The 20,869-nt window shown below is 55.0% G+C and carries 22 protein-coding genes; 12 read left to right on the plus strand and 10 right to left on the minus strand.

Annotation, left to right across the window (positions count from 1 at the left end):
• Positions 1-9: 9 nt before the first annotated feature.
• The 4 genes from rhaS to yiiM all read left to right on the plus strand — a co-directional run bounded on the left by rhaS (position 10) and on the right by yiiM (position 3,280).
• Positions 10-846: an HTH-type transcriptional activator RhaS gene (gene rhaS, locus B2Q93_RS03665; protein WP_286809608.1), complete on the plus strand. Its 837-nt coding sequence runs from the start codon at positions 10-12 to the stop codon at positions 844-846.
• A 71-nt stretch (positions 847-917) separates the two neighbouring features.
• Entirely contained in the window at positions 918-1,766 is an 849-nt protein-coding gene (gene rhaR, locus B2Q93_RS03670; protein ID WP_207292640.1) for an HTH-type transcriptional activator RhaR, read from the plus strand.
• 152 nt (positions 1,767-1,918) lie between these two features.
• Positions 1,919-2,539, plus strand: coding sequence for a superoxide dismutase [Mn] (gene sodA / locus B2Q93_RS03675; protein WP_003861999.1), 621 nt, complete (start codon positions 1,919-1,921; stop codon positions 2,537-2,539).
• Between the two features lie 66 nt (positions 2,540-2,605).
• A complete protein-coding gene (gene yiiM / locus B2Q93_RS03680; RefSeq protein ID WP_046886202.1) occupies positions 2,606-3,280 on the plus strand; it encodes a 6-hydroxyaminopurine reductase in 675 nt (224 codons plus the stop codon).
• A gap of 241 nt (positions 3,281-3,521) precedes the next feature.
• Here the strand turns inward: yiiM and cpxA are convergent, their stop codons facing one another.
• Positions 3,522-4,895: an envelope stress sensor histidine kinase CpxA gene (gene cpxA, locus B2Q93_RS03685; RefSeq protein ID WP_040078000.1), complete on the minus strand. Its 1,374-nt coding sequence runs from the start codon at positions 4,893-4,895 to the stop codon at positions 3,522-3,524.
• Positions 4,892-5,590 carry an envelope stress response regulator transcription factor CpxR gene (gene cpxR / locus B2Q93_RS03690; RefSeq protein WP_040078001.1) on the minus strand — a complete coding sequence of 233 codons (699 nt, stop codon included), beginning with the start codon at positions 5,588-5,590 and terminating at the stop codon, positions 4,892-4,894. Before cpxR ends, cpxA begins: the two co-directional genes overlap by 4 nt.
• A 150-nt stretch (positions 5,591-5,740) precedes the next feature.
• Between cpxR and cpxP the strand changes: the two genes are divergently transcribed.
• The 6 genes from cpxP to B2Q93_RS03720 all read left to right on the plus strand — a co-directional run bounded on the left by cpxP (position 5,741) and on the right by B2Q93_RS03720 (position 11,791).
• Entirely contained in the window at positions 5,741-6,241 is a 501-nt protein-coding gene (gene cpxP, locus B2Q93_RS03695) for a cell-envelope stress modulator CpxP (RefSeq protein WP_040078003.1), read from the plus strand.
• Positions 6,242-6,394: 153 nt separating this feature from the next.
• Positions 6,395-7,309, plus strand: coding sequence for a CDF family cation-efflux transporter FieF (fieF, locus tag B2Q93_RS03700; protein WP_040078004.1), 915 nt, complete (start codon positions 6,395-6,397; stop codon positions 7,307-7,309).
• A gap of 165 nt (positions 7,310-7,474) precedes the next feature.
• Positions 7,475-8,437, plus strand: a complete 963-nt coding sequence (gene pfkA / locus B2Q93_RS03705) for a 6-phosphofructokinase (RefSeq protein WP_040078006.1) — start codon at positions 7,475-7,477, stop codon at positions 8,435-8,437.
• Positions 8,438-8,568: 131 nt separating this feature from the next.
• Complete coding sequence (locus B2Q93_RS03710; RefSeq protein ID WP_207292639.1) at positions 8,569-9,558, plus strand: sulfate ABC transporter substrate-binding protein; 990 nt, start codon at positions 8,569-8,571, stop codon at positions 9,556-9,558.
• A 105-nt stretch (positions 9,559-9,663) separates the two neighbouring features.
• Positions 9,664-10,413, plus strand: a complete 750-nt coding sequence (locus B2Q93_RS03715; RefSeq protein ID WP_207292638.1) for a CDP-diacylglycerol diphosphatase — start codon at positions 9,664-9,666, stop codon at positions 10,411-10,413.
• Between the two features lie 73 nt (positions 10,414-10,486).
• A complete protein-coding gene (locus tag B2Q93_RS03720; RefSeq protein ID WP_207292637.1) occupies positions 10,487-11,791 on the plus strand; it encodes an SLC13 family permease in 1,305 nt (434 codons plus the stop codon).
• 36 nt (positions 11,792-11,827) lie between these two features.
• Here B2Q93_RS03720 and tpiA read toward each other — a convergent pair whose 3' ends face one another.
• Both tpiA and B2Q93_RS03730 read right to left on the minus strand, forming a co-directional pair.
• Positions 11,828-12,595, minus strand: coding sequence for a triose-phosphate isomerase (gene tpiA, locus B2Q93_RS03725; protein ID WP_040078010.1), 768 nt, complete (start codon positions 12,593-12,595; stop codon positions 11,828-11,830).
• Between the two features lie 111 nt (positions 12,596-12,706).
• Entirely contained in the window at positions 12,707-13,303 is a 597-nt protein-coding gene (locus B2Q93_RS03730; RefSeq protein ID WP_286931829.1) for a DUF1454 family protein, read from the minus strand.
• 113 nt (positions 13,304-13,416) lie between these two features.
• Between B2Q93_RS03730 and B2Q93_RS03735 the strand changes: the two genes are divergently transcribed.
• Positions 13,417-13,836, plus strand: a complete 420-nt coding sequence (locus B2Q93_RS03735; protein ID WP_040078013.1) for a DUF805 domain-containing protein — start codon at positions 13,417-13,419, stop codon at positions 13,834-13,836.
• Here B2Q93_RS03735 and fpr read toward each other — a convergent pair whose 3' ends face one another.
• The 4 genes from fpr to B2Q93_RS03755 all read right to left on the minus strand — a co-directional run bounded on the left by fpr (position 13,837) and on the right by B2Q93_RS03755 (position 18,188).
• Positions 13,837-14,583: a ferredoxin--NADP(+) reductase gene (fpr, locus tag B2Q93_RS03740; RefSeq protein WP_046886208.1), complete on the minus strand. Its 747-nt coding sequence runs from the start codon at positions 14,581-14,583 to the stop codon at positions 13,837-13,839.
• 95 nt (positions 14,584-14,678) lie between these two features.
• Positions 14,679-15,689, minus strand: a complete 1,011-nt coding sequence (gene glpX, locus B2Q93_RS03745) for a class II fructose-bisphosphatase (RefSeq protein ID WP_286931830.1) — start codon at positions 15,687-15,689, stop codon at positions 14,679-14,681.
• Positions 15,690-15,812: 123 nt separating this feature from the next.
• Positions 15,813-17,321 (minus strand): glycerol kinase GlpK, encoded by a 1,509-nt coding sequence (gene glpK / locus B2Q93_RS03750; protein ID WP_040078016.1) that lies wholly within the window; start codon positions 17,319-17,321, stop codon positions 15,813-15,815.
• Positions 17,322-17,342: 21 nt separating this feature from the next.
• Positions 17,343-18,188, minus strand: coding sequence for an MIP/aquaporin family protein (locus tag B2Q93_RS03755; RefSeq protein WP_286931831.1), 846 nt, complete (start codon positions 18,186-18,188; stop codon positions 17,343-17,345).
• A gap of 400 nt (positions 18,189-18,588) precedes the next feature.
• Here B2Q93_RS03755 and zapB point away from each other — a divergent pair, with 400 nt between their 5' ends.
• A complete protein-coding gene (gene zapB, locus B2Q93_RS03760) occupies positions 18,589-18,828 on the plus strand; it encodes a septal ring assembly protein ZapB (protein ID WP_040078018.1) in 240 nt (79 codons plus the stop codon).
• A 527-nt stretch (positions 18,829-19,355) separates the two neighbouring features.
• Here the strand turns inward: zapB and rraA are convergent.
• The gene (rraA, locus tag B2Q93_RS03765; protein ID WP_046886212.1) at positions 19,356-19,841 is read right to left on the minus strand and encodes a ribonuclease E activity regulator RraA; all 486 of its coding nucleotides are present in this window, start codon (positions 19,839-19,841) and stop codon (positions 19,356-19,358) included.
• Positions 19,842-19,933: 92 nt separating this feature from the next.
• Complete coding sequence (gene menA / locus B2Q93_RS03770; RefSeq protein ID WP_207293890.1) at positions 19,934-20,860, minus strand: 1,4-dihydroxy-2-naphthoate polyprenyltransferase; 927 nt, start codon at positions 20,858-20,860, stop codon at positions 19,934-19,936.
• Between the last annotated feature and the right edge of the window lie 9 nt (positions 20,861-20,869).

Consider the following 20,869-nt stretch of genomic DNA (forward strand, 5'->3'; position numbering starts at 1 on the left):
GGGGCCGTTATGACCGTACTGCACAGCGTGGATTTTTTCCCTTCTGGAGGTTCGCCAGTCGCGATCGAGCCACGGCTTCCTCAGGCGGCGTTTCCAGAACACCATCATGATTTTCATGAGATTGTGATTGTGGAACACGGCACCGGCATACACGTATTCAACGGCCAGCCCTACACCATTAGCGGCGGTACCGTCTGCTTTGTGCGCGATCATGATCGGCATTTATATGAACATACCGACAACCTCTGCCTGACCAATGTTCTCTACCGTTCGCCAGAGGCGTTCCAGTTTCTGTCGGGACTGAATAAGCTGTTGCCGCAGGAGCAGGACGGCCATTATCCGTCGCACTGGCGTGTTAACCAGTCCACCTTACAGCAGGTGAGGCAGTTGGTAAGCCAGATGGAGAGGATGGACGCTGGCGGGGATACCCATGCGATCGCCAGTTATGAGTTGCTGTTTATGCAGCTGCTGGTCCTGCTGCGCCGTAGCAGCCTGATGGAAAAGGCGGGCAATAACGATGAGCGTCTTAATCAGCTGATGGCGTGGCTGGAAGACCATTTTGCCGAAGATGTGTGCTGGGAAACGCTGGCAGATAACTTTTCGCTTTCGCTGCGCACCCTGCATCGCCAGCTGAAACAGCACACCGGGTCGACGCCACAGCGCTATCTCAACCGTTTACGCCTGATTAAGGCGCGTCATCTGTTGCGCCACACCGATGAGAGCGTGACAGATATCGCTTATCGCTGCGGTTTCGGCGACAGTAACCATTTTTCAACGCTATTTCGCCGGGAATTTAACTGGTCCCCGCGCGACATTCGCCAGGGCCGGGATACGCCGCTTCAGTAACGCGAGGAAAATCACCGTTTTTTCAGCGTAAATGGCCGATAATAAGCGGTTATTAGTCGTTGAGGTGTACCGTGGCCGCTCAGTTGATCCTTCGCAAAGCCGACTTTTTTGCCGGTGCCGGCCAGGCCGTTGCTGTGGCGGATCGCTACCCGCAAAATGTCTTTGCCGAGCATACCCATGAGTTTTGCGAAATGGTTTTGGTCTGGCGAGGCAACGGGCTTCACGTGCTTAATGACCGTCCTTATCGCATCACCCGCGGTGACCTGTTTTACATTCGCGCCGAAGATAAACACTCCTACGCTTCTGTTAACGACCTGGTGTTGCAGAACGTTATCTACTGCCCTGAAAGGCTGAAGCTCAACGTCGACTGGGCGGCGGCTATTCCGCGTTTTACTGAGGCGCGCGGCGAACCGCACTGGCGACTGAGCAGTAACGGCGTGACTCAGGTTCGACAGGTGATTGCCCAACTGGAGCAAGAGAGCCAGAAGAGTGATCCCCTTGCTAACTCAATGTCTGAACTCCTTTTCGCGCAGCTGGTGATGACGCTTAAGCGCTTTCGTTACGCCACTGATCACCCTTCAGCGAATGAGCAGGAAGCGCTGCTCGACAAACTCATCACCGCTCTGGCGGGCAGCCTGAACCGCAGCTTTGTGCTGGAGAAGTTCTGCGAGCAGGAGCAGTGCAGCGAGCGGGCATTGCGTCAGCAGTTCCGCACGCAGACCGGTATGACGGTTAATCATTACCTGCGCCAGCTGCGGATCTGCCACGCACAATACCTGTTGCAGCACACGGAACTGATGGTGAGTGAGGTGGCGATGCGCTGCGGTTTTGAGGACAGTAACTACTTTTCCGTGGTGTTCAACCGCGAAGTGGGCATGACGCCGGTCCAGTGGCGCCAGCGCAGCCGCAAGGCGGCATGATCGCCCCGTCATTCAGTCATTTATAATAAATTAATAACCGCACAAAGAGTGCGGCATTGATAATCATTTTCAATATCATTTAATTAACTATAATGAACCAACTGCTTACGCGGCATTAACAGCTGTGCCGCCCGACACTAATGGAGAGGATTATGAGTTATACACTGCCATCCCTGCCGTATGCCTATGACGCACTGGAACCGCATTTCGACAAGCAGACGATGGAAATCCATCACACTAAACACCACCAGACTTACGTGAACAACGCGAACGCCGCGCTGGAAAGCCTGCCAGAGTTCGCTAACCTGCCGGTTGAAGAGCTGATCACCAAACTGGACCAGCTGCCAGCCGACAAAAAGACCGTACTGCGTAACAACGCAGGTGGTCACGCTAACCACAGCCTGTTCTGGAAAGGCCTGAAAACTGGCACTACCCTGCAGGGCGACCTGAAAGCCGCTATCGAGCGTGACTTCGGTTCCGTGGACAACTTCAAAGCTGAGTTTGAAAAAGCCGCTGCGACCCGTTTCGGCTCTGGCTGGGCGTGGCTGGTGCTGAAAGGCGACAAACTGGCGGTAGTTTCTACTGCTAACCAGGACTCCCCGCTGATGGGTGAAGCGATCTCTGGTGCATCCGGTTTCCCAATCCTGGGTCTGGACGTGTGGGAACACGCTTACTACCTGAAGTTCCAGAACCGTCGCCCTGACTACATCAAAGCCTTCTGGGATGTCGTGAACTGGGACGAAGCGGCTGCGCGTTTCGCTGCTAAAAAATAAGGTTGCATTGACCTGAATGAGAAGCGAGTCTGATGACTCGCTTTTTTTGTATCTGAAGGAGTAGAGATGCACTACCCGGTCAACGTGTTTACAGGCAAGGTAACGGAGTACGAAGGCAGCCGCCCCAGCGCTATCGCCAAAGTACAGGTGGACGGCGAGCTGAGCTTAACCGAGCGCGGTCTCGTGGGTGATGAGCAGGCTGAAAAGAAAATTCACGGCGGGCCGGAGCGCGCGCTGTGCCACTATCCGCGCGAGCATTATGCTTTCTGGATGAACGAATTCCCCGGGCAGGCGGAGCGCTTCGTCGCCCCCGCGTTTGGCGAGAACCTCTCTACCGAAGGGCTGACCGAACAAAACGTCTTTATCGGCGATATCTTCCGCTGGGGTGATGCCCTGATTCAGGTGACGCAGCCGCGTTCGCCGTGCTTCAAACTGAACTACCATTTTGGCATAGAGGATATGTCCGCCCGGCTGCAAAGTGCCGGTAAAACCGGCTGGCTCTACCGGGTGGTGCTGGCGGGGAAAGTGCTGACGGATGCCCCACTGGAACTCGTTTCCCGCGTGAGTGATGTGTCGGTGTACGATGCCTGCGCGATCGCCTGGCATATGCCGTTTGACGATGAGCAGTACCATCGTCTGCTGTCGGCGGCAGGATTGTCCACCAGCTGGACCAGAACGATGCAGAAGCGCCGTATTAGCGGGAAGATCGAGGATAATTCGCGGAGATTGTGGGGGAGGTAACGGCCCCTCACCCCGGCCCTCTCCCCAAAGGGGCGAGGGTGAAAAAAACGCACCGGGTAGTCCCCACTCCCCAGGGGGGCGAAGGTGAGCAAAACGCACCGGGCAGTCCCCACTCCCCAAGGGGGCGAAGGTGAAAAAAAATGCACCGGGCAGTCCCCTCTCCCCTGGGGGGCGAAGGTGAAAAAAACGCACCGGGTAGTCCCCTCTCCCCTGGGGGGAGAGGGTTAGGGTGAGGGGGGAGCTACGAACGTTTATACAGCGGCAGCCACAGCGTCAACCGCAGACCGCCCAGCGGGCTGTCGTCGGCTTTCACCCAGCCATTGTGCTGCTGCATCGCGGTCTCGACAATCGCCAGACCCAACCCCGTGCCGCCAGACTCGCGATCGCGCGCCTCATCGGTACGGTAGAACGGACGGAAAATTTGTTCGCGATCTTCCGGACTGACGCCCGGGCCGTCATCATCCACGTTAATGGTAATGCCGTCTTTATCCACCGAGAAGGCCACCTCAATCTTCGTATGCGAGTAACGCAGGGCGTTACGCACGATATTCTCCAGCGCGCTTTCCAGCGTGTTGGGGTTACCGTACAGCGGCCAGGGTCCGGGCGGGAAGTTAACGGTAAACGACTTGCCCATCTGCTCAGCTTCAAAGGCGGCGTTGTCCAGCACCTCATGCCACAGGTGATTGGCCTTCACCTTTTCGCTCACCAGCGCATTTTTCTGCTGATTGCGAGACATCACCAGCAGGTCGTTGATCATGCTATCCAGACGGTGCGCTTCCGTTTCGATACGCTCCAGCTCTTTGCTCTCTCCGCTACGGCGGCGAAGCAGGGCGGTTCCGAGCTGCAGGCGCGTCAGCGGCGTGCGTAGCTCATGGGAGATGTCAGATAACAGGCGTTGCTGGGTGGTCATCATCCGCTCAAGCGCCGTCACCATCTGGTTAAAACTGGCCCCTGCCGCCAGGAATTCTTGCGGTCCCGCTTCCAGTTCAGGGTGCTGTCGCAGGTTACCCTGCGCCACTTCATCGGCCGCATTTTTCAACTTACGTGCAGGTTTAGCCAGACTCCATGCCAGCCACAACAGCAGCGGCGAGCTGACCAGCATCGTGACAATGAGCAGCAGAAGCGGCCGGTCGAATAGCAGGTTAATAAAATCGGACTGGGAATTGCTTGCAGGACGAATCAGGTAAAGCTGGTAGTTATCTTCCCCGTCACGTACGGAGAAGGGCCCCACCATCTCGACCCGACCATATTTTTTCTTTTGCGGATGGTCGGCGTTATCTGCCTGGCCAATAAAGTTGCGAATGATCTGCATTTCACTGCGTTCCGCACCGATCACGCGCCCTTCGCTGGTCACCAGCAGAAGACGTTGGCCGGGCGGCGCCCATTTATCAATAGCGCGAAAAAGCCTGCGCCACCACATCAAATCATTGGGCGGATCAATAGCGAGCTCCGCTTCTACGTGCTGCTCAATCATGATGCCCTGACGTTGCTCGCTATCGAGGAGCTCCGTCATCTGGCGGGAATCGAGCTTAGGCAGCATCAAGACCAGCATCAAAACCAGTGCCAGCGTCAGCCAGAAAATGGCAAAGATGCGGGCGGTTAAGCTGCCTATCATGAAGCGGAGACCATCAGATAACCACGGCCACGCAGGGTTTTAAACCACGGATGCCCATCCTTACGCTCTGGCAACTTACGGCGCAGGTTAGAGATGTGCATATCAATGGCCCGATCGAACGGTGTGAGACGTTTACCCAGCACTTCCTGGCTAAGATGTTCACGCGATACCACCTGGCCCAGATGTTGCGCCAGGAGATAAAGCAGGGTGAATTCGGTACCGGTCAACTCCAGCGCCTGACCGTCAAAGCTCGCTTCCTGGCGACCTGGATTCAGGCTCAGGGAGTCCACTTCAAGAGTTGGCGATCCGGTATCGGTATTCTGCTGCTGCTCGCTCCAGTGTGAACGGCGCAGAATCGCGCGAATACGGGCCACCAGTTCACGGTCATTGAACGGTTTCGGTAGATAGTCGTCTGCGCCCAACTCAAGGCCGAGGACGCGGTCAAGTTCGCTGCCGCGCGCGGTCAGCATAATAACGGGTGTCTGGTGTGTCTGGCGAAGCTCTTTAAGGGTGTCGATACCGTTTTTCTTCGGCATCATGACGTCGAGCAAAAGCAAGTCAATGCTATCGTCAAGGAGACCCAGCGCCTGTTCCCCGTCATGGGCAACTTGTACATCAAAGCCTTCCATGTCGAGCAACTCCTTCAACAGGGATGTCAGCTCTCGGTCATCATCAACTAACAGGATTTTATTCATTGTTTAAATACCTCCGAGGCAGAAATTACGTCATCAAGGCTATCTAATCCATGACTTTACGTTGTTTTACACCCCCTGACGCATGTTTGCAGCCTGAATCGTAGACTGTCTCTCGTTGAATCGCGACACGAAAGATTTTGGGAGCAAGTGATGCGCAAAGTTACCGCTGCCGTCATGGCCTCAACACTGGCGTTTAGTGCTTTAAGCCAGGCGGCTGGAGTCATCACCGGCGATAACAAGTCCTCCAGTGAGGGCATTACGCAACCCAGCAGCCAAAGCCATATGTTTGACGGCATAAGTTTAACCGAACATCAGCGTCAACAGATGCGAGATCTGATGCAGAGGGCAAGACATGACCAGCCCCCTGTTAATGTTAGCGAAATGGAGACAATGCACCGCCTTGTCACCGCAGAAAATTTTGATGAAAGCGCTGTGCGCGTTCAGGCAGAAAAGATGGCGCAAGAGCAGGTTGCTCGCCAGGTCGAGATGGCCCGGGTCCGCAACCAAATGTTCCATCTGCTAACGCCCGAGCAGCAAGCGGTTCTGAACGAGAAACATCAGCAACGGATGGATCAGTTGCGTGAGGTTGCACGGATGCAGAAGAGTTCCGACTCAACGTTTTTCAGTAGCAATACCCGTAGCAACCAGTAAACCCTGTTTTCCTTGCCATAGACACCATCCCTGTCTTCCCCCACATGATGTGGGGGTTTTTTTTGCCTGAAATTCGCGCGCGTTAACTTTTTATTCATCTTATTGGCTCCCCTGCATCCGTTATACTAGCGGCATGTCATGACAGGAGTGTTTATGAATCAATCCTATGGACGGCTTGTAAGCCGGGCGGCAATCGCAGCGACGATTATGGCGTCGGGATTACTGCTGATAAAAATTTTCGCGTGGTGGTACACCGGCTCGGTCAGTATTCTGGCGGCACTGGTAGACTCGCTGGTGGATATTGCCGCCTCGCTCACCAACCTTCTGGTGGTGCGCTACTCGCTGCAACCCGCAGACGAAGAACATACCTTTGGCCACGGTAAGGCAGAATCCCTTGCCGCGCTGGCGCAAAGTATGTTTATTTCGGGTTCGGCGCTGTTTCTCTTTTTGACCGGCATCCAGCATCTTTTCAACCCAACGCCGATGAAAGATCCGGGCGTAGGCGTTGGGGTGACGGTTATCGCGCTTATTAGCACATTGGTTCTTGTTACGTTCCAGCGCTGGGTGGTGCGAAAAACGCAAAGCCAGGCGGTACGGGCAGATATGCTTCATTATCAGTCTGATGTTATGATGAATGGCGCTATTCTTATTGCACTCGGTCTCGCCTGGTACGGGTGGCACCGGGCCGATGCAATATTCGCGTTAGGTATCGGGGTGTATATTTTATATTGTGCGTTACGCATGGGCTACGAAGCGGTACAAGCGCTTCTGGACCGGGCACTTCCCGACGCAGAACGGCAAGAAATCTTTGAAATCGTGATCTCCTGGCCTGGCGTCAGCGGGGCGCACGATCTTCGCACGCGGCAGTCAGGGCCGACCCGCTTTATACAGATTCATTTGGAAATGGAAGATAACCTGCCGCTTGTTCAGGCCCATCTGGTGGCTGAGCAGGTCGAGCAGGCGATTTTGCAGCGTTTCCCGGGCTCAGATGTCATTATTCATCAGGATCCCTGCTCAGTCGTACCCAGGTCAGGCAATGACCATTTGAGCTTTCGTAATTCGTTGTAAAAAAAGTGAGCCAGGCCAGCATTTTGTGGATAAATTACCGCCATTGGGTCTGACCTGAATCAATTCAGCCGGAAGTGATTGATATACTATTTGCAGTATAAATTGGTCGCCAGACGTCTTCCGGCAACAGATTTCATTTTTGCATTCCTAAGTTCAGAGGTAGTCATGATTAAGAAAATCGGTGTGTTGACAAGCGGCGGTGATGCGCCGGGCATGAACGCGGCAATTCGTGGTGTAGTCCGTGCAGCGTTGACGGAAGGTCTGGAAGTTTTTGGTATCTATGATGGTTATCTGGGCCTGTATGAAGATCGCATGGTGCAACTCGACCGCTACAGCGTGTCCGATATGATTAACCGTGGCGGCACCTTCCTGGGGTCTGCACGTTTCCCTGAGTTCCGCGATGATCGCATCCGTGAAGTGGCGATCGAAAACATGAAGAAGCGCGGCCTGGACGCACTGGTTGTTATCGGGGGCGATGGCTCCTACATGGGGGCAAAACGTCTCACTGAAATGGGCTTCCCGTGCATCGGTCTGCCGGGCACCATCGATAACGACATTAAAGGTACCGACTACACCATCGGTTTCTTCACCGCACTGGGCACCGTCGTTGAAGCGATTGACCGCCTGCGTGACACCTCTTCTTCCCACCAGCGTATCTCCATCGTTGAAGTGATGGGCCGCTACTGTGGCGACCTGACGCTGGCTGCGGCCATCGCGGGGGGGTGTGAGTTCGTCGTAGTGCCGGAAGTGGAATTCAGCCGTGAAGACCTGGTAGCAGAAATCAAAGCCGGTATCGCGAAAGGTAAGAAGCACGCCATCGTAGCCATCACTGAGCACATCTGTGATGTAGATGAACTGGCGAAGTACATCGAAACCGAAACCAAGCGCGAAACCCGTGCGACCGTACTGGGCCACATCCAGCGCGGCGGCTCCCCAGGGCCATACGACCGTATCCTGGCGTCCCGCATGGGCGCATATGCGATCGATCTGCTGCTGCAGGGCCACGGTGGCCGCTGCGTCGGTATTCAGAACGAAAAACTGGTTCACCATGACATCATCGACGCAATTGAAAATATGAAGCGTCCGTTCAAAGGTGACTGGTTAGACTGCGCGAAAAAACTGTATTAATCCTCTGGCCCTCTCCGTCCGGAGAGGGCTTTTATTCCTCACCGCTATAACCAATCTTTTTTTATTCTTTAATCAATGGTCCGCTTTCTGGCACGCTTCACTCATCAAATATCACATTAGAGAGTTGGGCGATGAATAAGTGGAGCGTAGGTTTAACATTATTGCTGGCTTCGACCAGCGTTCTGGCTAAGGATATCCAGTTACTGAACGTGTCGTACGACCCGACGCGTGAACTGTACGAACAGTACAACAAGGCCTTCGCGGCACACTGGAAACAGGAAACTGGCGATAATGTCGTGATCCGTCAGTCTCACGGTGGCTCAGGTAAGCAAGCTACGTCCGTCATCAACGGTATTGAAGCCGACGTGGTCACCCTGGCGCTGGCCTATGACGTGGACGCCATTGCAGAGCGTGGTCGTATTGATAAGAACTGGATCAAACGCCTGCCGGATAACTCCGCCCCTTACACCTCTACCATCGTGTTCCTGGTACGCAAAGGTAACCCGAAACAGATTCACGACTGGAACGATCTGGTTAAACCGGGCGTTTCTGTTATCACGCCAAATCCGAAAAGCTCCGGTGGCGCACGCTGGAACTACCTGGCTGCGTGGGGTTATGCCCTTCATCACAACAACAATGACCAGGCAAAAGCGCAGGATTTCGTGAAGGCGTTGTTTAAAAACGTGGAAGTGCTGGACTCCGGCGCACGTGGCGCAACCAACACCTTTGTTGAACGGGGTATTGGCGATGTGCTGATTGCCTGGGAAAACGAAGCCCTGCTGGCGACCAACGAACTGGGTAAAGACAAGTTTGAAATTGTGACCCCGGGCGAGTCAATTCTGGCCGAGCCGACCGTCTCTGTGGTCGACAAAGTGGTCGAGAAGAAGGGGACCAAAGCGGTAGCGGAGGCCTATCTGAAATATCTCTACACCCCGGAAGGGCAGGAGATTGCGGCGAAGAACTACTATCGCCCGCGTGATGAGGCGGTGGCGAAGAAATATGAAAGCACCTTCCCGAAACTGAAGCTCTTCACCATTGACGATGTGTTCGGCGGCTGGGCGAAGGCGCAGAAGGACCACTTCTCCAACGGTGGTACCTTCGACCAGATCAGCAAACGCTAAGATCTGGCGGAAAAGGCGATGACCCGGCGTGAGAAATCCGCCGGGTTTTTTATTGGTCACTTTTTTGCGTTACTCTCTTCTTCTGGTCAAAACAGAGAACGCGAGATGAAAAGAGCAGGGCTTATCTTACTGGTGCTGGTGGTCATTGTCGGCGCTGCAGGCGTTGGGTTCTGGATGAAGGCGGGCAACCCGGATGCCCTTCGCCACATCGTGCTTGAGCAGTGCGTACCCAATCAGCAGCAGCATCGCCAGCCCGCGCCCTGCGAGCAGGTGAAAACGGATGCAGGCTACGTGGTATTCAAAGATCGTAACGGTCCCTTACAGTATCTGCTGATGCCCACATATCGCATCAAGGGTACCGAAAGCCCGCTGCTGCTGGAGCCCCATACGCCTAATTTCTTCTGGCTGGCATGGCAGGCGCGCAATTTTATGAGCCGTAAACGCGGTGCGGAGGTGCCCGCCAGCGCCGTCTCGCTCACCATTAATTCGCCAACCGGGCGTACGCAAAACCACTTCCATATTCATATCTCTTGCCTGCGCCCGGACGTGCGCATCAAGCTTGATACGCATCAGGCGCAAATCAGTACTCAATGGCTTCCCTTTCCCGGCGGGCTGGCGGGGCACGACTACTTGGCGCGTCGGGTGACGGAAAACGAACTGGTCAAACGCAGCCCCTTTTTGATGCTGGCGGAAGAGGTGCCGGAAGCACGCAACCATATGGGGCGTTTTGCACTGGCGATGGCACAGCAGGCTGACGGCTCCTTTGTCCTGCTGGCGACCGAACGCAATCTGCTACTGCTTAACCGCGCATCCGCGGAAGAATTACAGGATCATCAATGCGATATTCTGCAGTGACCCCACCATAAATAGCGTTGTCACTGGCTGCCTGTCGCCGTAGACTTGCTGAAAAAAACGACAGGAGACAGGTATGTCGCTCTGGTTTACTCACCCTCTGTTCCTGCCCTCGATCATTGTTGGCATCACCATCGTGCTCTGGGCCACCTCCCTTCTACCAGAATTTATTACCGCGCTGCTCTTCTTTACCGCAGCGATGACCGCCAAAATCGCGCCGCCTGAGGTTATTTTTGGCGGTTTCGCTTCGTCGGCCTTCTGGCTGGTTTTCAGCGGATTTGTGCTTGGTGTCGCTATCCGCAAAACCGGTCTGGCAGACAGGGCGGCGAGAGCACTCTCGACTAAATTGACCGACTCCTGGATGCTGATGGTAGCGAGCGTGGTGCTATTAAGTTATGCGCTGGCGTTCGTGATGCCCTCCAACATGGGCCGTATTGCGCTGCTGATGCCTATTGTGGCGGCGATGGCGAAGCGCGCGGGGATTGCAGACGGTTCACGAGCATGGTTTGGCCTGGCGCTGGCGGTGGGCTTTGGTACCTTCCAGCTTTCGGCGACCATCCTGCCTGCTAACGTGCCGAACCTGGTAATGAGCGGCGCGGCGGAGGGATCGTATGGCATCCACCTCAACTATGTGCCGTATCTGCTACTGCATACCCCGGTGCTTGGGATTCTGAAAGGGGTGATTCTGATCGGCCTCATTTGCTGGCTGTTCCCCGGTGCGCCAAAGCCGCCCCAGGATCTGGCGCCGTCAGAGCCCATGGGACGAGATGAGAAGCGGCTGGCATGGCTACTGGCAGCTGTACTGGTGATGTGGGTAAGCGAGAGCTGGCACGGCATTGGGCCCGCCTGGACCGGGCTGGCGGCGGCCGTGATCGTGATGCTTCCGCGTGTTGGTTTTATCACCGGTGAAGAGTTTTCTGCCGGAGTGAATATGCGCACCTGCATCTATGTGGCGGGTATCCTGGGTCTGGCGATCACCGTCACTCAAACCGGTATCGGCAACGCGGTCGGCGAGGCGCTATTGCAGGTGATGCCGCTGGACAAAGAGAGCCCCTTCACCAGCTTCCTGGCGCTGACGGGCATTACTACCGCGTTGAACTTTATCATGACCGCTAACGGCGTTCCTGCGCTCTATACCACCCTGGCGCAGAGTTTCTCAGATGCCACCGGCTTTCCGCTGCTGTCGGTGATTATGATTCAGGTGCTGGGCTACTCCACGCCGCTGCTGCCGTATCAGGCGTCGCCGATTGTGGTTGCGATGGGGCTGGGAAAAGTGCCGGCAAAGGCGGGGATGTTGCTCTGTATTGCGCTGGCGTTGGCAACCTGGCTGATTCTGCTGCCGCTGGATTATCTGTGGTTTAGCCTGCTGGGGAAAATCTAGGTTTCCTCTCCCCGTTGGGGGAGAGGAAAAAGGCTTTTAGGCCTGTTTTGCTGCTTCAGCCGCTTTCACGATCACTGCGAAGGCGTCTGCTTTCAGAGAGGCACCGCCAACCAGCGCACCGTCGATATCCGGCTGGGTGAACAGCTCTGCCGCATTCGCTGCGTTCACGGAACCGCCGTACTGAATGATTACCTGCTCAGCGATTTTCGCATCGGCTTTGGCAATGTGGTCACGAATGAATTTGTGAACTGCCTGAGCCTGTGCAGGCGTTGCGGATTTGCCAGTACCGATCGCCCAGACTGGCTCGTAAGCGATAACCGCGCCTTCAAAGGCCGCTGCGCCCTGAGTTTTCAACACCGCGTCGATCTGACGTGCGCAAACTTCTTCAGTTTTGCCCGCTTCGTTTTCTGCTTCGGTTTCGCCGATGCACAGAACCGGAATCAGACCCTGCTCTTTCAGCACAGCGAATTTCTTAGCGATAAACTCATCAGACTCTTTGTGATAGGTACGGCGCTCAGAGTGGCCAATGATGATGTATTTCGCGCCGATATCTTTCAGCATTTCAGCGGACGTTTCACCGGTGAATGCGCCAGACAGGTTAACGTCAACGTTCTGCGCGCCCAGCACGATGTGGCTGCCGTCAGCAGCGCGTTTAGCCAGGTCCAGATACATATCCGGCGGAGCGATTGCAACAGCACAGCCGGTCACGCCAGCCAGCTCTGTACGCAGGTTAGCAACCAGTTCGTTTACCATGTGGCGGCTGCCGTTCAGTTTCCAGTTACCCATCACTAAAGGATGTCGCATTTCAATTCTCCACGCTTAGTCAGCGAATTAAGGAATATGGCCACCCTTCCGGGCAGCATGGTCTGTGAATCAGTATAGAGATTTTCACCCGAAAGGCTTTGCTTTTCGTCATTAATTAGCCCCGCCAAGTGACTCAGATAACGCCAGCTTAATCGGTTCAACGGCGAAGGTCAGGCCTTTTTCACCGTTATCTGCCACAACATAGCGAACCGCGCCCTCTGTCTCGGCGTAATAGCGTTTGCTCTTGCCGGCGGTGAGTAGCTTTTGCAACTTTTGCTGGCTCTGAATTTTGGTCAGCGCCGGGGTAAAGGCCCGCAGTATGGCACCCATGTATTCCAGCGCTTTCGCTTTTGCCGATTTCTGCTCTGGCCCCTGAATGGGAAGCCAGGTCACCTGCATACTTTTGATTTTCAGCGTACCGCGTTCCAGCGCCGTGGAAGCGTACAGGTTCTCGTTTATCTTGCTGGCAGCACGGGTGAGATTGGGCGTATCGCGCGCACCATCGATGGCGCGAAATTCATTGAGCGGCAGCTTAGGATTGTTGCTATTAAAGGTTTCGCGGAACTGGCTAATGGACTGATCAAAAGAGGGCGCCCCAGGCATGACATAGGGTGCAGTCGCGGGCGCAGGGGTTTGGGCAGCGCTTACGGAAAAGCCCGCGCTAAGCAGCGTTAAAGAGAGCCAAACAAGGTGAAACCACATCTTCATCGATAAAACCCCAAATTATTACTGCACACGATTAAAACGGTATCCGCCTGGCTTGTCAAAAAGATGCGGCTCCAGGTTAAACTACGCGTCGCGATAATAATCAGGAATCTTACATGACCCTACAGCAGTGGTTGTTCTCCTTCAAAGGGCGGATAGGCCGCCGTGATTTCTGGATCTGGATTGGCGCGTGGATTGCCGCCATGCTGATCTTATTTGCCGCAGCGTATAACGCCTGGCTGACGACCCAGACTGCGGCCTTTGCGCTGGTGTGCCTGCTCTGGCCTACGGCATCGGTGGTGGTAAAACGTCTGCACGATCGCGGTCGCTCTGGGCTATGGGCGTTGCTGGTGATACTGGCGTGGATGCTGTTGGCGGGAAACTGGTCGATGCTGCCGTCAATGTTACCCTGGGTGGTGGGGCGCCTGTTACCGACCATTCTCTTTGTCATGATCATTATCGACCTGGGCGCCTTTGTGGGCACCCAGAGCGAGAATAAGTATGGTAAAGAGACGCAGGACGTGAAGTTTCGCTGATTACCAGTAGTGTTCTGCGGTCATATGGCCCGGTCGGCGGCGAAGGTGTTTCGCCATCTGCCGGGTCTCTTTCAGTAATTGTTGGGTGTCGCGCACCATCTGCGGATTGCCGCACAGCATCACATGGCTGGTTTCCGCCGTCATCGGCAGGCCAACGGCGTTCTCCAGTTCACCACTCTTGATTAACGCCGGTACGCGTCCGGTAAGCGAGCCTGCAACCGTTTCGCGGCTGACGACGGTCTGAATGGATAACTTCCCTTCGTAGCGCTTTTGCAGCTCCTGCATCAGGGGTAAATAGCTCAAATCTGCGGCATAGCGAGCGGCATGCACCAGCACGATATTTTTGAAGCGCTCCAGATCCTGGCCGTACTGCAAAATAGAGAGATAAGGGCCGATGGCCGTGCCGGTTGCCAGCATCCATAGCGTGTCGCAGTCCGGGATCTCTTCGAGGACAAAGAAACCCGCCGCTTCACTCACAATCAGCACTTCATCGCCCGGTTTCAGCGCCGCGAGGCGAGGGCTTAGCTTGCCATCGGGAACGGTGACGAGATAGAACTCAAGGTCGGGATTGTCAGGCGCGTTAACGTAAGAATAGGCGCGCTGCACGCGTTCGCCGTCGATCTCCAGCCCCAGCTTGGCGAATTGCCCGGCCTTAAAGGGGTGAACAGGGGCATGAACGGTAAGACTAAATAGTGCATCGGTCCAGAACGTGTTCCTGGTGACTTTCGCTGTTACCCACTCCGCCATGGTCTTCTCCTGTGCAAATATCTGTCTTTATCTTCCTTCCTCATCGCGGAGATTTCCAGCCTGTTGCGGCTGGAAAGCTCGTTTGATCAAACGGTTTACAGAATATGCGTCTGGACGTTTGGATCTTTGCGGTCGAGGTAATGAATAGATTGGATCCGGCGGATGGTGCGTGATTTACCGCGGATCAGCAGGGTTTCGGTTGTGGCCATATTGCCTTTGCGCGTTATGCCATCCAGCAGATCGCCTTTGGTAATGCCGGTTGCCGAGAAGATAACGTTGTCGTTGCGTGCCATGTCATCCAGCCGCAGTACGGCGTTGGCCTGGATACCCATTGTGGCACAGCGGGCCAGCTCCTCTTCGCCGATACGGCGGTTCTCTTCAGTATCGCCCTTCACATCATGACGTGCCAGCAGGCGGCCCTGCATATCGCCATCCAGCGCGCGAATGACGGCTGCAGAGATGACCCCCTCCGGTGCGCCACCAATACCGTACATGACATCCACTTCGCTATCAGGCATGCAGGTAAGGATCGACGCGGCCACATCGCCATCCGGAATGGCAAAAACGCGCACGCCCAGCTGCTGTAGCTGCTTAATGGTGGCGTCGTGACGCGGTTTCGCGAGGATGGTAACGGTCAGTTCACTGAGAGATTTTCCCAGCGCGGCGGCGACGTTACGCAGGTTATCTTCCAGCGGCAGATTGAGGTCAATGGCGCCTTTTGCCCCTGGACCCACAATCAGCTTTTCCATGTACATATCGGGCGCATTGAGAAACGAGCCCTTATCCCCCACGGCCAGCACAGCCAGCGCATTGGCCTGCCCCATGGCGGTCATGCGGGTGCCTTCAATCGGGTCGACGGCGATATCAACCGCGTCGCCATTGCCGGTACCGACCTTTTCGCCGATGTAGAGCATGGGCGCTTCGTCGATTTCACCTTCGCCAATTACGATGGTGCCGTCGATGTTGACCTGGTTAAGTACAATGCGCATCGCGTGGACGGCAGCGCCGTCGGCGGTATTTTTGTCGCCACGGCCCAGCCATTTATAGCCTGCGAGCGCGGCAGCTTCGGTGACGCGGGAAAACTCGATAGCAAGTTCACGTTTCATGAGGGACTCGTACAATCAAAAGGAATTGCACGAAGTTTATCACAGAGTGGGAAGGGGGGCGGAGACCGGTGCGGTCTGCGCCCCTCACCCTGACCCTCTCCCCATGGGAGAGGGAATAGAGGATTACTCGTCGTGCTCTTCCCACGCCAGAGCGCGTTTCACCGCTTTTTTCCAGCCGCTGTAACGGTAGTTACGCTCGGTAGTTTCGATACCCGGGCGGAATTCACGTTCGATTACCGCTTTTTCTTGCAGCTCATCGAGGTTCTGCCAGAAGCCGACGGCCAGACCTGCCAGATACGCCGCACCCAGCGCAGTCACTTCACGCACTTCCGGGCGCTCTACGCGGGTGCCGAGGATATCGGACTGGAACTGCATCAGGAAGTTGTTGGCAACCGCGCCGCCATCGACACGCAGCGCGTGCAGACGAATGCCGGAGTCAGCCTGCATCGCTTCCAGTACGTCGCGCGTCTGGTAGGCAATGGACTCCAGCGTGGCACGAATAATGTGGTTCGAGTTCACGCCACGCGTCAGGCCGAAAATCGCACCGCGGGCATACGGGTCCCAGTAAGGGGCGCCCAGCCCGGTAAATGCCGGCACCACGTACACGCCGTTGGTGTCTTTCACCTTGGTGGCGAAATATTCTGAGTCGAAGGCATCGCTGATGAGCTTCATTTCGTCGCGCAGCCACTGAATGGATGCCCCTGCCATGAACACGGCCCCTTCAAGGGCGTAGTTCACTTCGCCGCGTGGACCGCAGGCGATGGTGGTCAGCAGGCCGTGCTCAGACTTCACCGCCTTCTCGCCGGTGTTCATCAGCATAAAGCAGCCGGTGCCGTAGGTGTTCTTCGCCATTCCTTCTTTGACGCACAGCTGGCCAAACAGCGCCGCCTGTTGGTCCCCGGCAATGCCGGCGATAGGAATACGGGTGCCACCTTTACCGCCAATATTGGTCTGGCCGTACACTTCTGATGATTTACGCACCTGCGGCAGCATGGCGCGCGGGATGTCCAGCGCATCCAGGAGCTTGTCGTCCCAGTCCAGATCGTGAATGTTAAACAGCATGGTACGCGAGGCGTTGGTGTAGTCGGTAACGTGAACGCGCCCCTGAGTCATCTTCCAGATAAGCCAGGTATCGACGGTGCCGAACAGCAATTCACCGCGTTTTGCCCGTTCGCGTGAGCCTTCTACGTGATCCAGAATCCACTTCACCTTGGTGCCAGAGAAGTAAGGGTCAACCACCAGGCCAGTAGCGCTGCGGATGTACTCTTCCATGCCGTCGCGCTTCAGTTTTTCGCAGATCTCGGAGGTACGACGGCACTGCCAGACGATGGCGTTGTAAATCGGCTTACCGGTCTCGCGCTCCCAGACAATGGCGGTTTCGCGCTGGTTAGTAATGCCGATCGCGGCAATTTCATCGGAACTGATATCGGCTTTCGCCAGCACTTCTACCAGGGTAGAGCTTTGTGATGCCCAGATCTCCATCGGGTCGTGTTCCACCCAGCCTGGACGCGGGTAAATTTGTTCAAATTCGCGCTGTGAAACACTGACGATATTCGCGTCATGATCCATTACGACAGCGCGGGAGCTGGTAGTGCCCTGGTCGAGCGCAACGATATATTTTTTGTCGGTCATGTTTAGAGTCCCGTAGTCAGATTACAGCGAAGCTTTTGATTCAGTAGCAGAGGCGGTGTCTTTCTCCTCAACTACGCAGGTGTCGCACGGCAGGTGGCGGCCAATCAGCTTACGATAGCCGAACGCCCCAAGAGAAGCCCCGACGATAGGGCCGAACAGCGGCACCAGGAAGTAAGGAATGTCTTTAGCACCGGTAAAGGCCACACTGCCCCAGCCCGCAAAGAAGGCGAAGGTTTTGGGTCCCAGATCGCGCGCCGGGTTCATGGCGAAGCCGGTCAGTGGCCCCATTGAGGCACCAATTACCGCAATTAACAAACCAATCAGCAGCGGTGCCAGCGGCCCGCGTGGAATGCCGTTGCCATCATCACCCAGCGCCATAATGACGCCCATCAGAATAGCGGTAATCACCATTTCAACCGCGAAGGCCTGCACGAAATTGATGTGCGGGTTCGGATAAGTGGAGAAAATTCCCGCCAGATCCAGACTTTCGGCACTGCCGCGCACCATGTGGTGCGTCTGCTCGAAGTCGATGAAAAGATTGTAATAAAGCCCGTAAACTAATGCCGCTGCGCAAAACGCGCCGGCAAATTGCGAAAGAATAAACGGAGCCACTTTGCGTCCATCAAAGCACGCAAACAGCCACAGCGCGATGGTCACCGCCGGATTAAGATGTGCACCAGATACCCCTGCAGTCAGGTAAATGGCCATCGCCACACCCAGACCCCAGATAATACTGACTTCCCACTGCCCGAAACTGGCACCTGCCACTTTCAGTGCAGCGACGCATCCCACTCCGAAGAAAATCAACAACCCGGTACCAAGGAACTCGGCAATGCACTGGCCTTTTAAGGTTGATGTTTCACTCATAATCGGATCCTGAAGAATAATTAATGGTTATTGTTAGCGCGGTCAGCTTAGCGCTGACCACCATGTCCTGTAGACACAGTGTTAATTTATCGTTAACGAGCAAAAACGAGAAATATCGAACTTAAAATGTGTGTGCTGCGTCAATAAAATGAGCGTTTTCGCGCCATGAAGCGCATTTAAGGATAAGTCTGGTGTATGAGATGGACCATTTTGTTAACTAAAGTATTAACAATTAAGGGGTAGGTGACGCGAATGCACCAGGACGAGGCCGAAAAGTGTGTCAAACCGCGATCTACGCGGCTTGCCGCTGGACAGGGGCGACGGCGCTCCATACAATCGGAACATATGTCTTGCGCGTTTACATTGAAGCGTCGCCTTGCAATTCAGGAGAGGTAGGATCATGTCTTTAGAAGTGTTTGAGAAACTGGAATCGAAAGTACAGCAGGCGATTGACACCATCACGCTGCTGCAGATGGAAATCGAAGAGCTGAAAGAAAAAAACAACGCGCTGGCGCAGGATGTTCAGGCTGCACAGCACGGTCGTGAAGAGCTGGAGCGTGAAAACAACCAGCTGCGCGAACAGCAGAGTGGCTGGCAGGATCGTCTGCAGGCACTTCTGGGACGTATGGAAGAAGTGTAATTCCCTCGGAAATAGAGATAAAAAAGGCCGCCTTAGGGCGGCCTTAACGCTACTTGTCTTCCACTATCGCTGTAAAAGCAACAAACACATTGGGTTCATCACTTTTACAACGAATACGCTGGCGACAATGAACGCGATACATACATAGCGTTTCATTATGCGGTCCTTGCTACTGACCGCTCCACTGTTCACCACCGGTGATAAGCCAGTGGACACAAGCCCGGTTAAAAGCTGCTTTACGGTCGTGAGTACACCTTTCCCTGGACCGATGCCCATTTGCGAAATGCGGTAACGGACGCTGCATCATAGTGAGCATCAGCCGTGACGTTAAAGTAGTAAAAAACCATTAGGATTTTATAAAGGGTCGAAGGGGTTGTCTGTGTTGCGAAGGAAGGTAAGCTAAAAATTCCTGGTTAAAGGCTGCAAGACTTCCTGACGGACCGCGAATCCCGAGGGTCAAAAAAAACCGCCACATTGCTGTTGGCGGTTTTTTTATGGAGCATGTTAAAAGCGATAAGACGCTTTAATTACTCAATATCCAGGGCATCCTCAGAAAGGATAATCCCGGTATTGTCGGCATACAGATGATCGCCAGAGAAGAAGGTGACGCCGCCGAAATTGACGCGAACATCGCTTTCGCCGATGCCATCACCCGCTGCCCCCACCGGAATGGCTGCGATAGCCTGGATGCCGATATCCAGGTCTTCCAGATCGTCCACCTGGCGCACGGAGCCGTAGACCACAATCCCTTCCCATTCGTTCTGCGTAGCAAGACGCGCCAGGTCGGCATCGATCAGGGCACGACGTACGGAGCCACCGCCATCGACCAGCAGAATACGGCCACGGCCGTTCTGTTCGAGCAGATCATACAGCAACCCGTTGTCCTCGAAACATTTCACCGTGATGATTTGACCGCCGAATGACGACCGTCCACCAAAATTGGAGAACAGAGGTTCTACGACGTTGACATCTTCCTGATAGATGTCGCAAAGCTCGGAGGTATCGTATTTCATAGGCTTAACGCTCTGTTGCTGCGAGTGATTTCAGTATATCGCGCGAAAGGCATTGTTGGCAAAATCATCAATTGTTAATTGATATTTGTCAGTTAACTCAGCGTCTGACTGAGCACAATACCGATAACGAACAACAGGTTAGTCAGCAACGCCCCTTTTACAGTACGTTCGAGCATCGGCGGCATGGCCTCTGCACGTTGTTCGCGCATGACATAACGCGCCTGTTTAATCAGCAGCGGCGCCGCCAGAATAAACAGCCAGCCCCACACGCTCTGCAGCGAAATCAGGTTGAATAACGCCAGGCAACCCAGCGCGCCGATCAGCAGACAGGCGTGGTAGCGACGGGCATTCACCGGGCCTAAACGCACCGCCAGGGTGTTTTTGCCGTTCACGCGGTCGCTGTCGATATCACGCAAGTTATTAATATTCAGCACTGCCGTCGCCAGCAGACCGCAGGCGGTCGCTGGCAAGAACAGGGCAGGAATCAGCGTATGAGCCTGCAGATACCAGCTGCCCATTACGCTCAGCCAGCCGAAAAAGACCAGCACTGAAATATCGCCCAGACCAATGTAGCCATAAGGTCGGGTGCCGACCGTGTAGGTAATGGCCGCGATAATGGCGAGCAAACCTAACACCAGAAAGCCGATAAAATCGCTAAAGGTTTTTGATGCAACCGAAACCAGCGCCAGCCCGGACAGACAAATCAGCACCACGGTGATAATCAGGGCCCGTTTCATCTGTTCCTGAGTAATGACCCCTTTCTGCATGCCGCGCAAAGGTCCGATACGATCGGGTTTGTCGCTGCCTTTTACGGCATCGCCATAGTCGTTGGCGAGGTTAGAGAGAATTTGCAGTAAGCCAGCGGTAATCAACGCCAGCAAGGCAACAAGAGGATCAAAATGACCCTGCCACCACGCGAGGGCCGTGCCTACCACAATGGCAGCAAAGGCGAGGGGGAGAGTCTTTGGGCGCAGGCTTTCTAGCCAGGCTTGCGTACGGCTGATTTCAGTCATCGTTATTATGTGCCA

The sequence above is a fragment of the Leclercia sp. UBA5958 genome (assembly GCF_002430365.1).
GTDB lineage: Bacteria > Pseudomonadota > Gammaproteobacteria > Enterobacterales > Enterobacteriaceae > Enterobacter > Enterobacter pneumoniae.

Bases quoted from the DNA above. Each gene is read 5' to 3' on its own strand.
- rhaS (WP_286809608.1), top strand. From the start codon at position 10: ATGACCGTACTGCACAGCGTGGATTTTTTCCCTTCTGGAGGTTCGCCA.
- sodA (WP_003861999.1), top strand. From the start codon at position 1,919: ATGAGTTATACACTGCCATCCCTGCCGTATGCCTATGACGCACTGGAA.
- yiiM (WP_046886202.1), top strand. From the start codon at position 2,606: ATGCACTACCCGGTCAACGTGTTTACAGGCAAGGTAACGGAGTACGAA.
- cpxA (WP_040078000.1), bottom strand. From the start codon at position 4,895: ATGATAGGCAGCTTAACCGCCCGCATCTTTGCCATTTTCTGGCTGACG.
- cpxR (WP_040078001.1), bottom strand. From the start codon at position 5,590: ATGAATAAAATCCTGTTAGTTGATGATGACCGAGAGCTGACATCCCTG.
- cpxP (WP_040078003.1), top strand. From the start codon at position 5,741: ATGCGCAAAGTTACCGCTGCCGTCATGGCCTCAACACTGGCGTTTAGT.
- fieF (WP_040078004.1), top strand. From the start codon at position 6,395: ATGAATCAATCCTATGGACGGCTTGTAAGCCGGGCGGCAATCGCAGCG.
- pfkA (WP_040078006.1), top strand. From the start codon at position 7,475: ATGATTAAGAAAATCGGTGTGTTGACAAGCGGCGGTGATGCGCCGGGC.
- B2Q93_RS03710 (WP_207292639.1), top strand. From the start codon at position 8,569: ATGAATAAGTGGAGCGTAGGTTTAACATTATTGCTGGCTTCGACCAGC.
- B2Q93_RS03715 (WP_207292638.1), top strand. From the start codon at position 9,664: ATGAAAAGAGCAGGGCTTATCTTACTGGTGCTGGTGGTCATTGTCGGC.
- B2Q93_RS03720 (WP_207292637.1), top strand. From the start codon at position 10,487: ATGTCGCTCTGGTTTACTCACCCTCTGTTCCTGCCCTCGATCATTGTT.
- tpiA (WP_040078010.1), bottom strand. From the start codon at position 12,595: ATGCGACATCCTTTAGTGATGGGTAACTGGAAACTGAACGGCAGCCGC.
- B2Q93_RS03730 (WP_286931829.1), bottom strand. From the start codon at position 13,303: ATGAAGATGTGGTTTCACCTTGTTTGGCTCTCTTTAACGCTGCTTAGC.
- B2Q93_RS03735 (WP_040078013.1), top strand. From the start codon at position 13,417: ATGACCCTACAGCAGTGGTTGTTCTCCTTCAAAGGGCGGATAGGCCGC.
- fpr (WP_046886208.1), bottom strand. From the start codon at position 14,583: ATGGCGGAGTGGGTAACAGCGAAAGTCACCAGGAACACGTTCTGGACC.
- glpX (WP_286931830.1), bottom strand. From the start codon at position 15,689: ATGAAACGTGAACTTGCTATCGAGTTTTCCCGCGTCACCGAAGCTGCC.
- glpK (WP_040078016.1), bottom strand. From the start codon at position 17,321: ATGACCGACAAAAAATATATCGTTGCGCTCGACCAGGGCACTACCAGC.
- B2Q93_RS03755 (WP_286931831.1), bottom strand. From the start codon at position 18,188: ATGAGTGAAACATCAACCTTAAAAGGCCAGTGCATTGCCGAGTTCCTT.
- zapB (WP_040078018.1), top strand. From the start codon at position 18,589: ATGTCTTTAGAAGTGTTTGAGAAACTGGAATCGAAAGTACAGCAGGCG.
- rraA (WP_046886212.1), bottom strand. From the start codon at position 19,841: ATGAAATACGATACCTCCGAGCTTTGCGACATCTATCAGGAAGATGTC.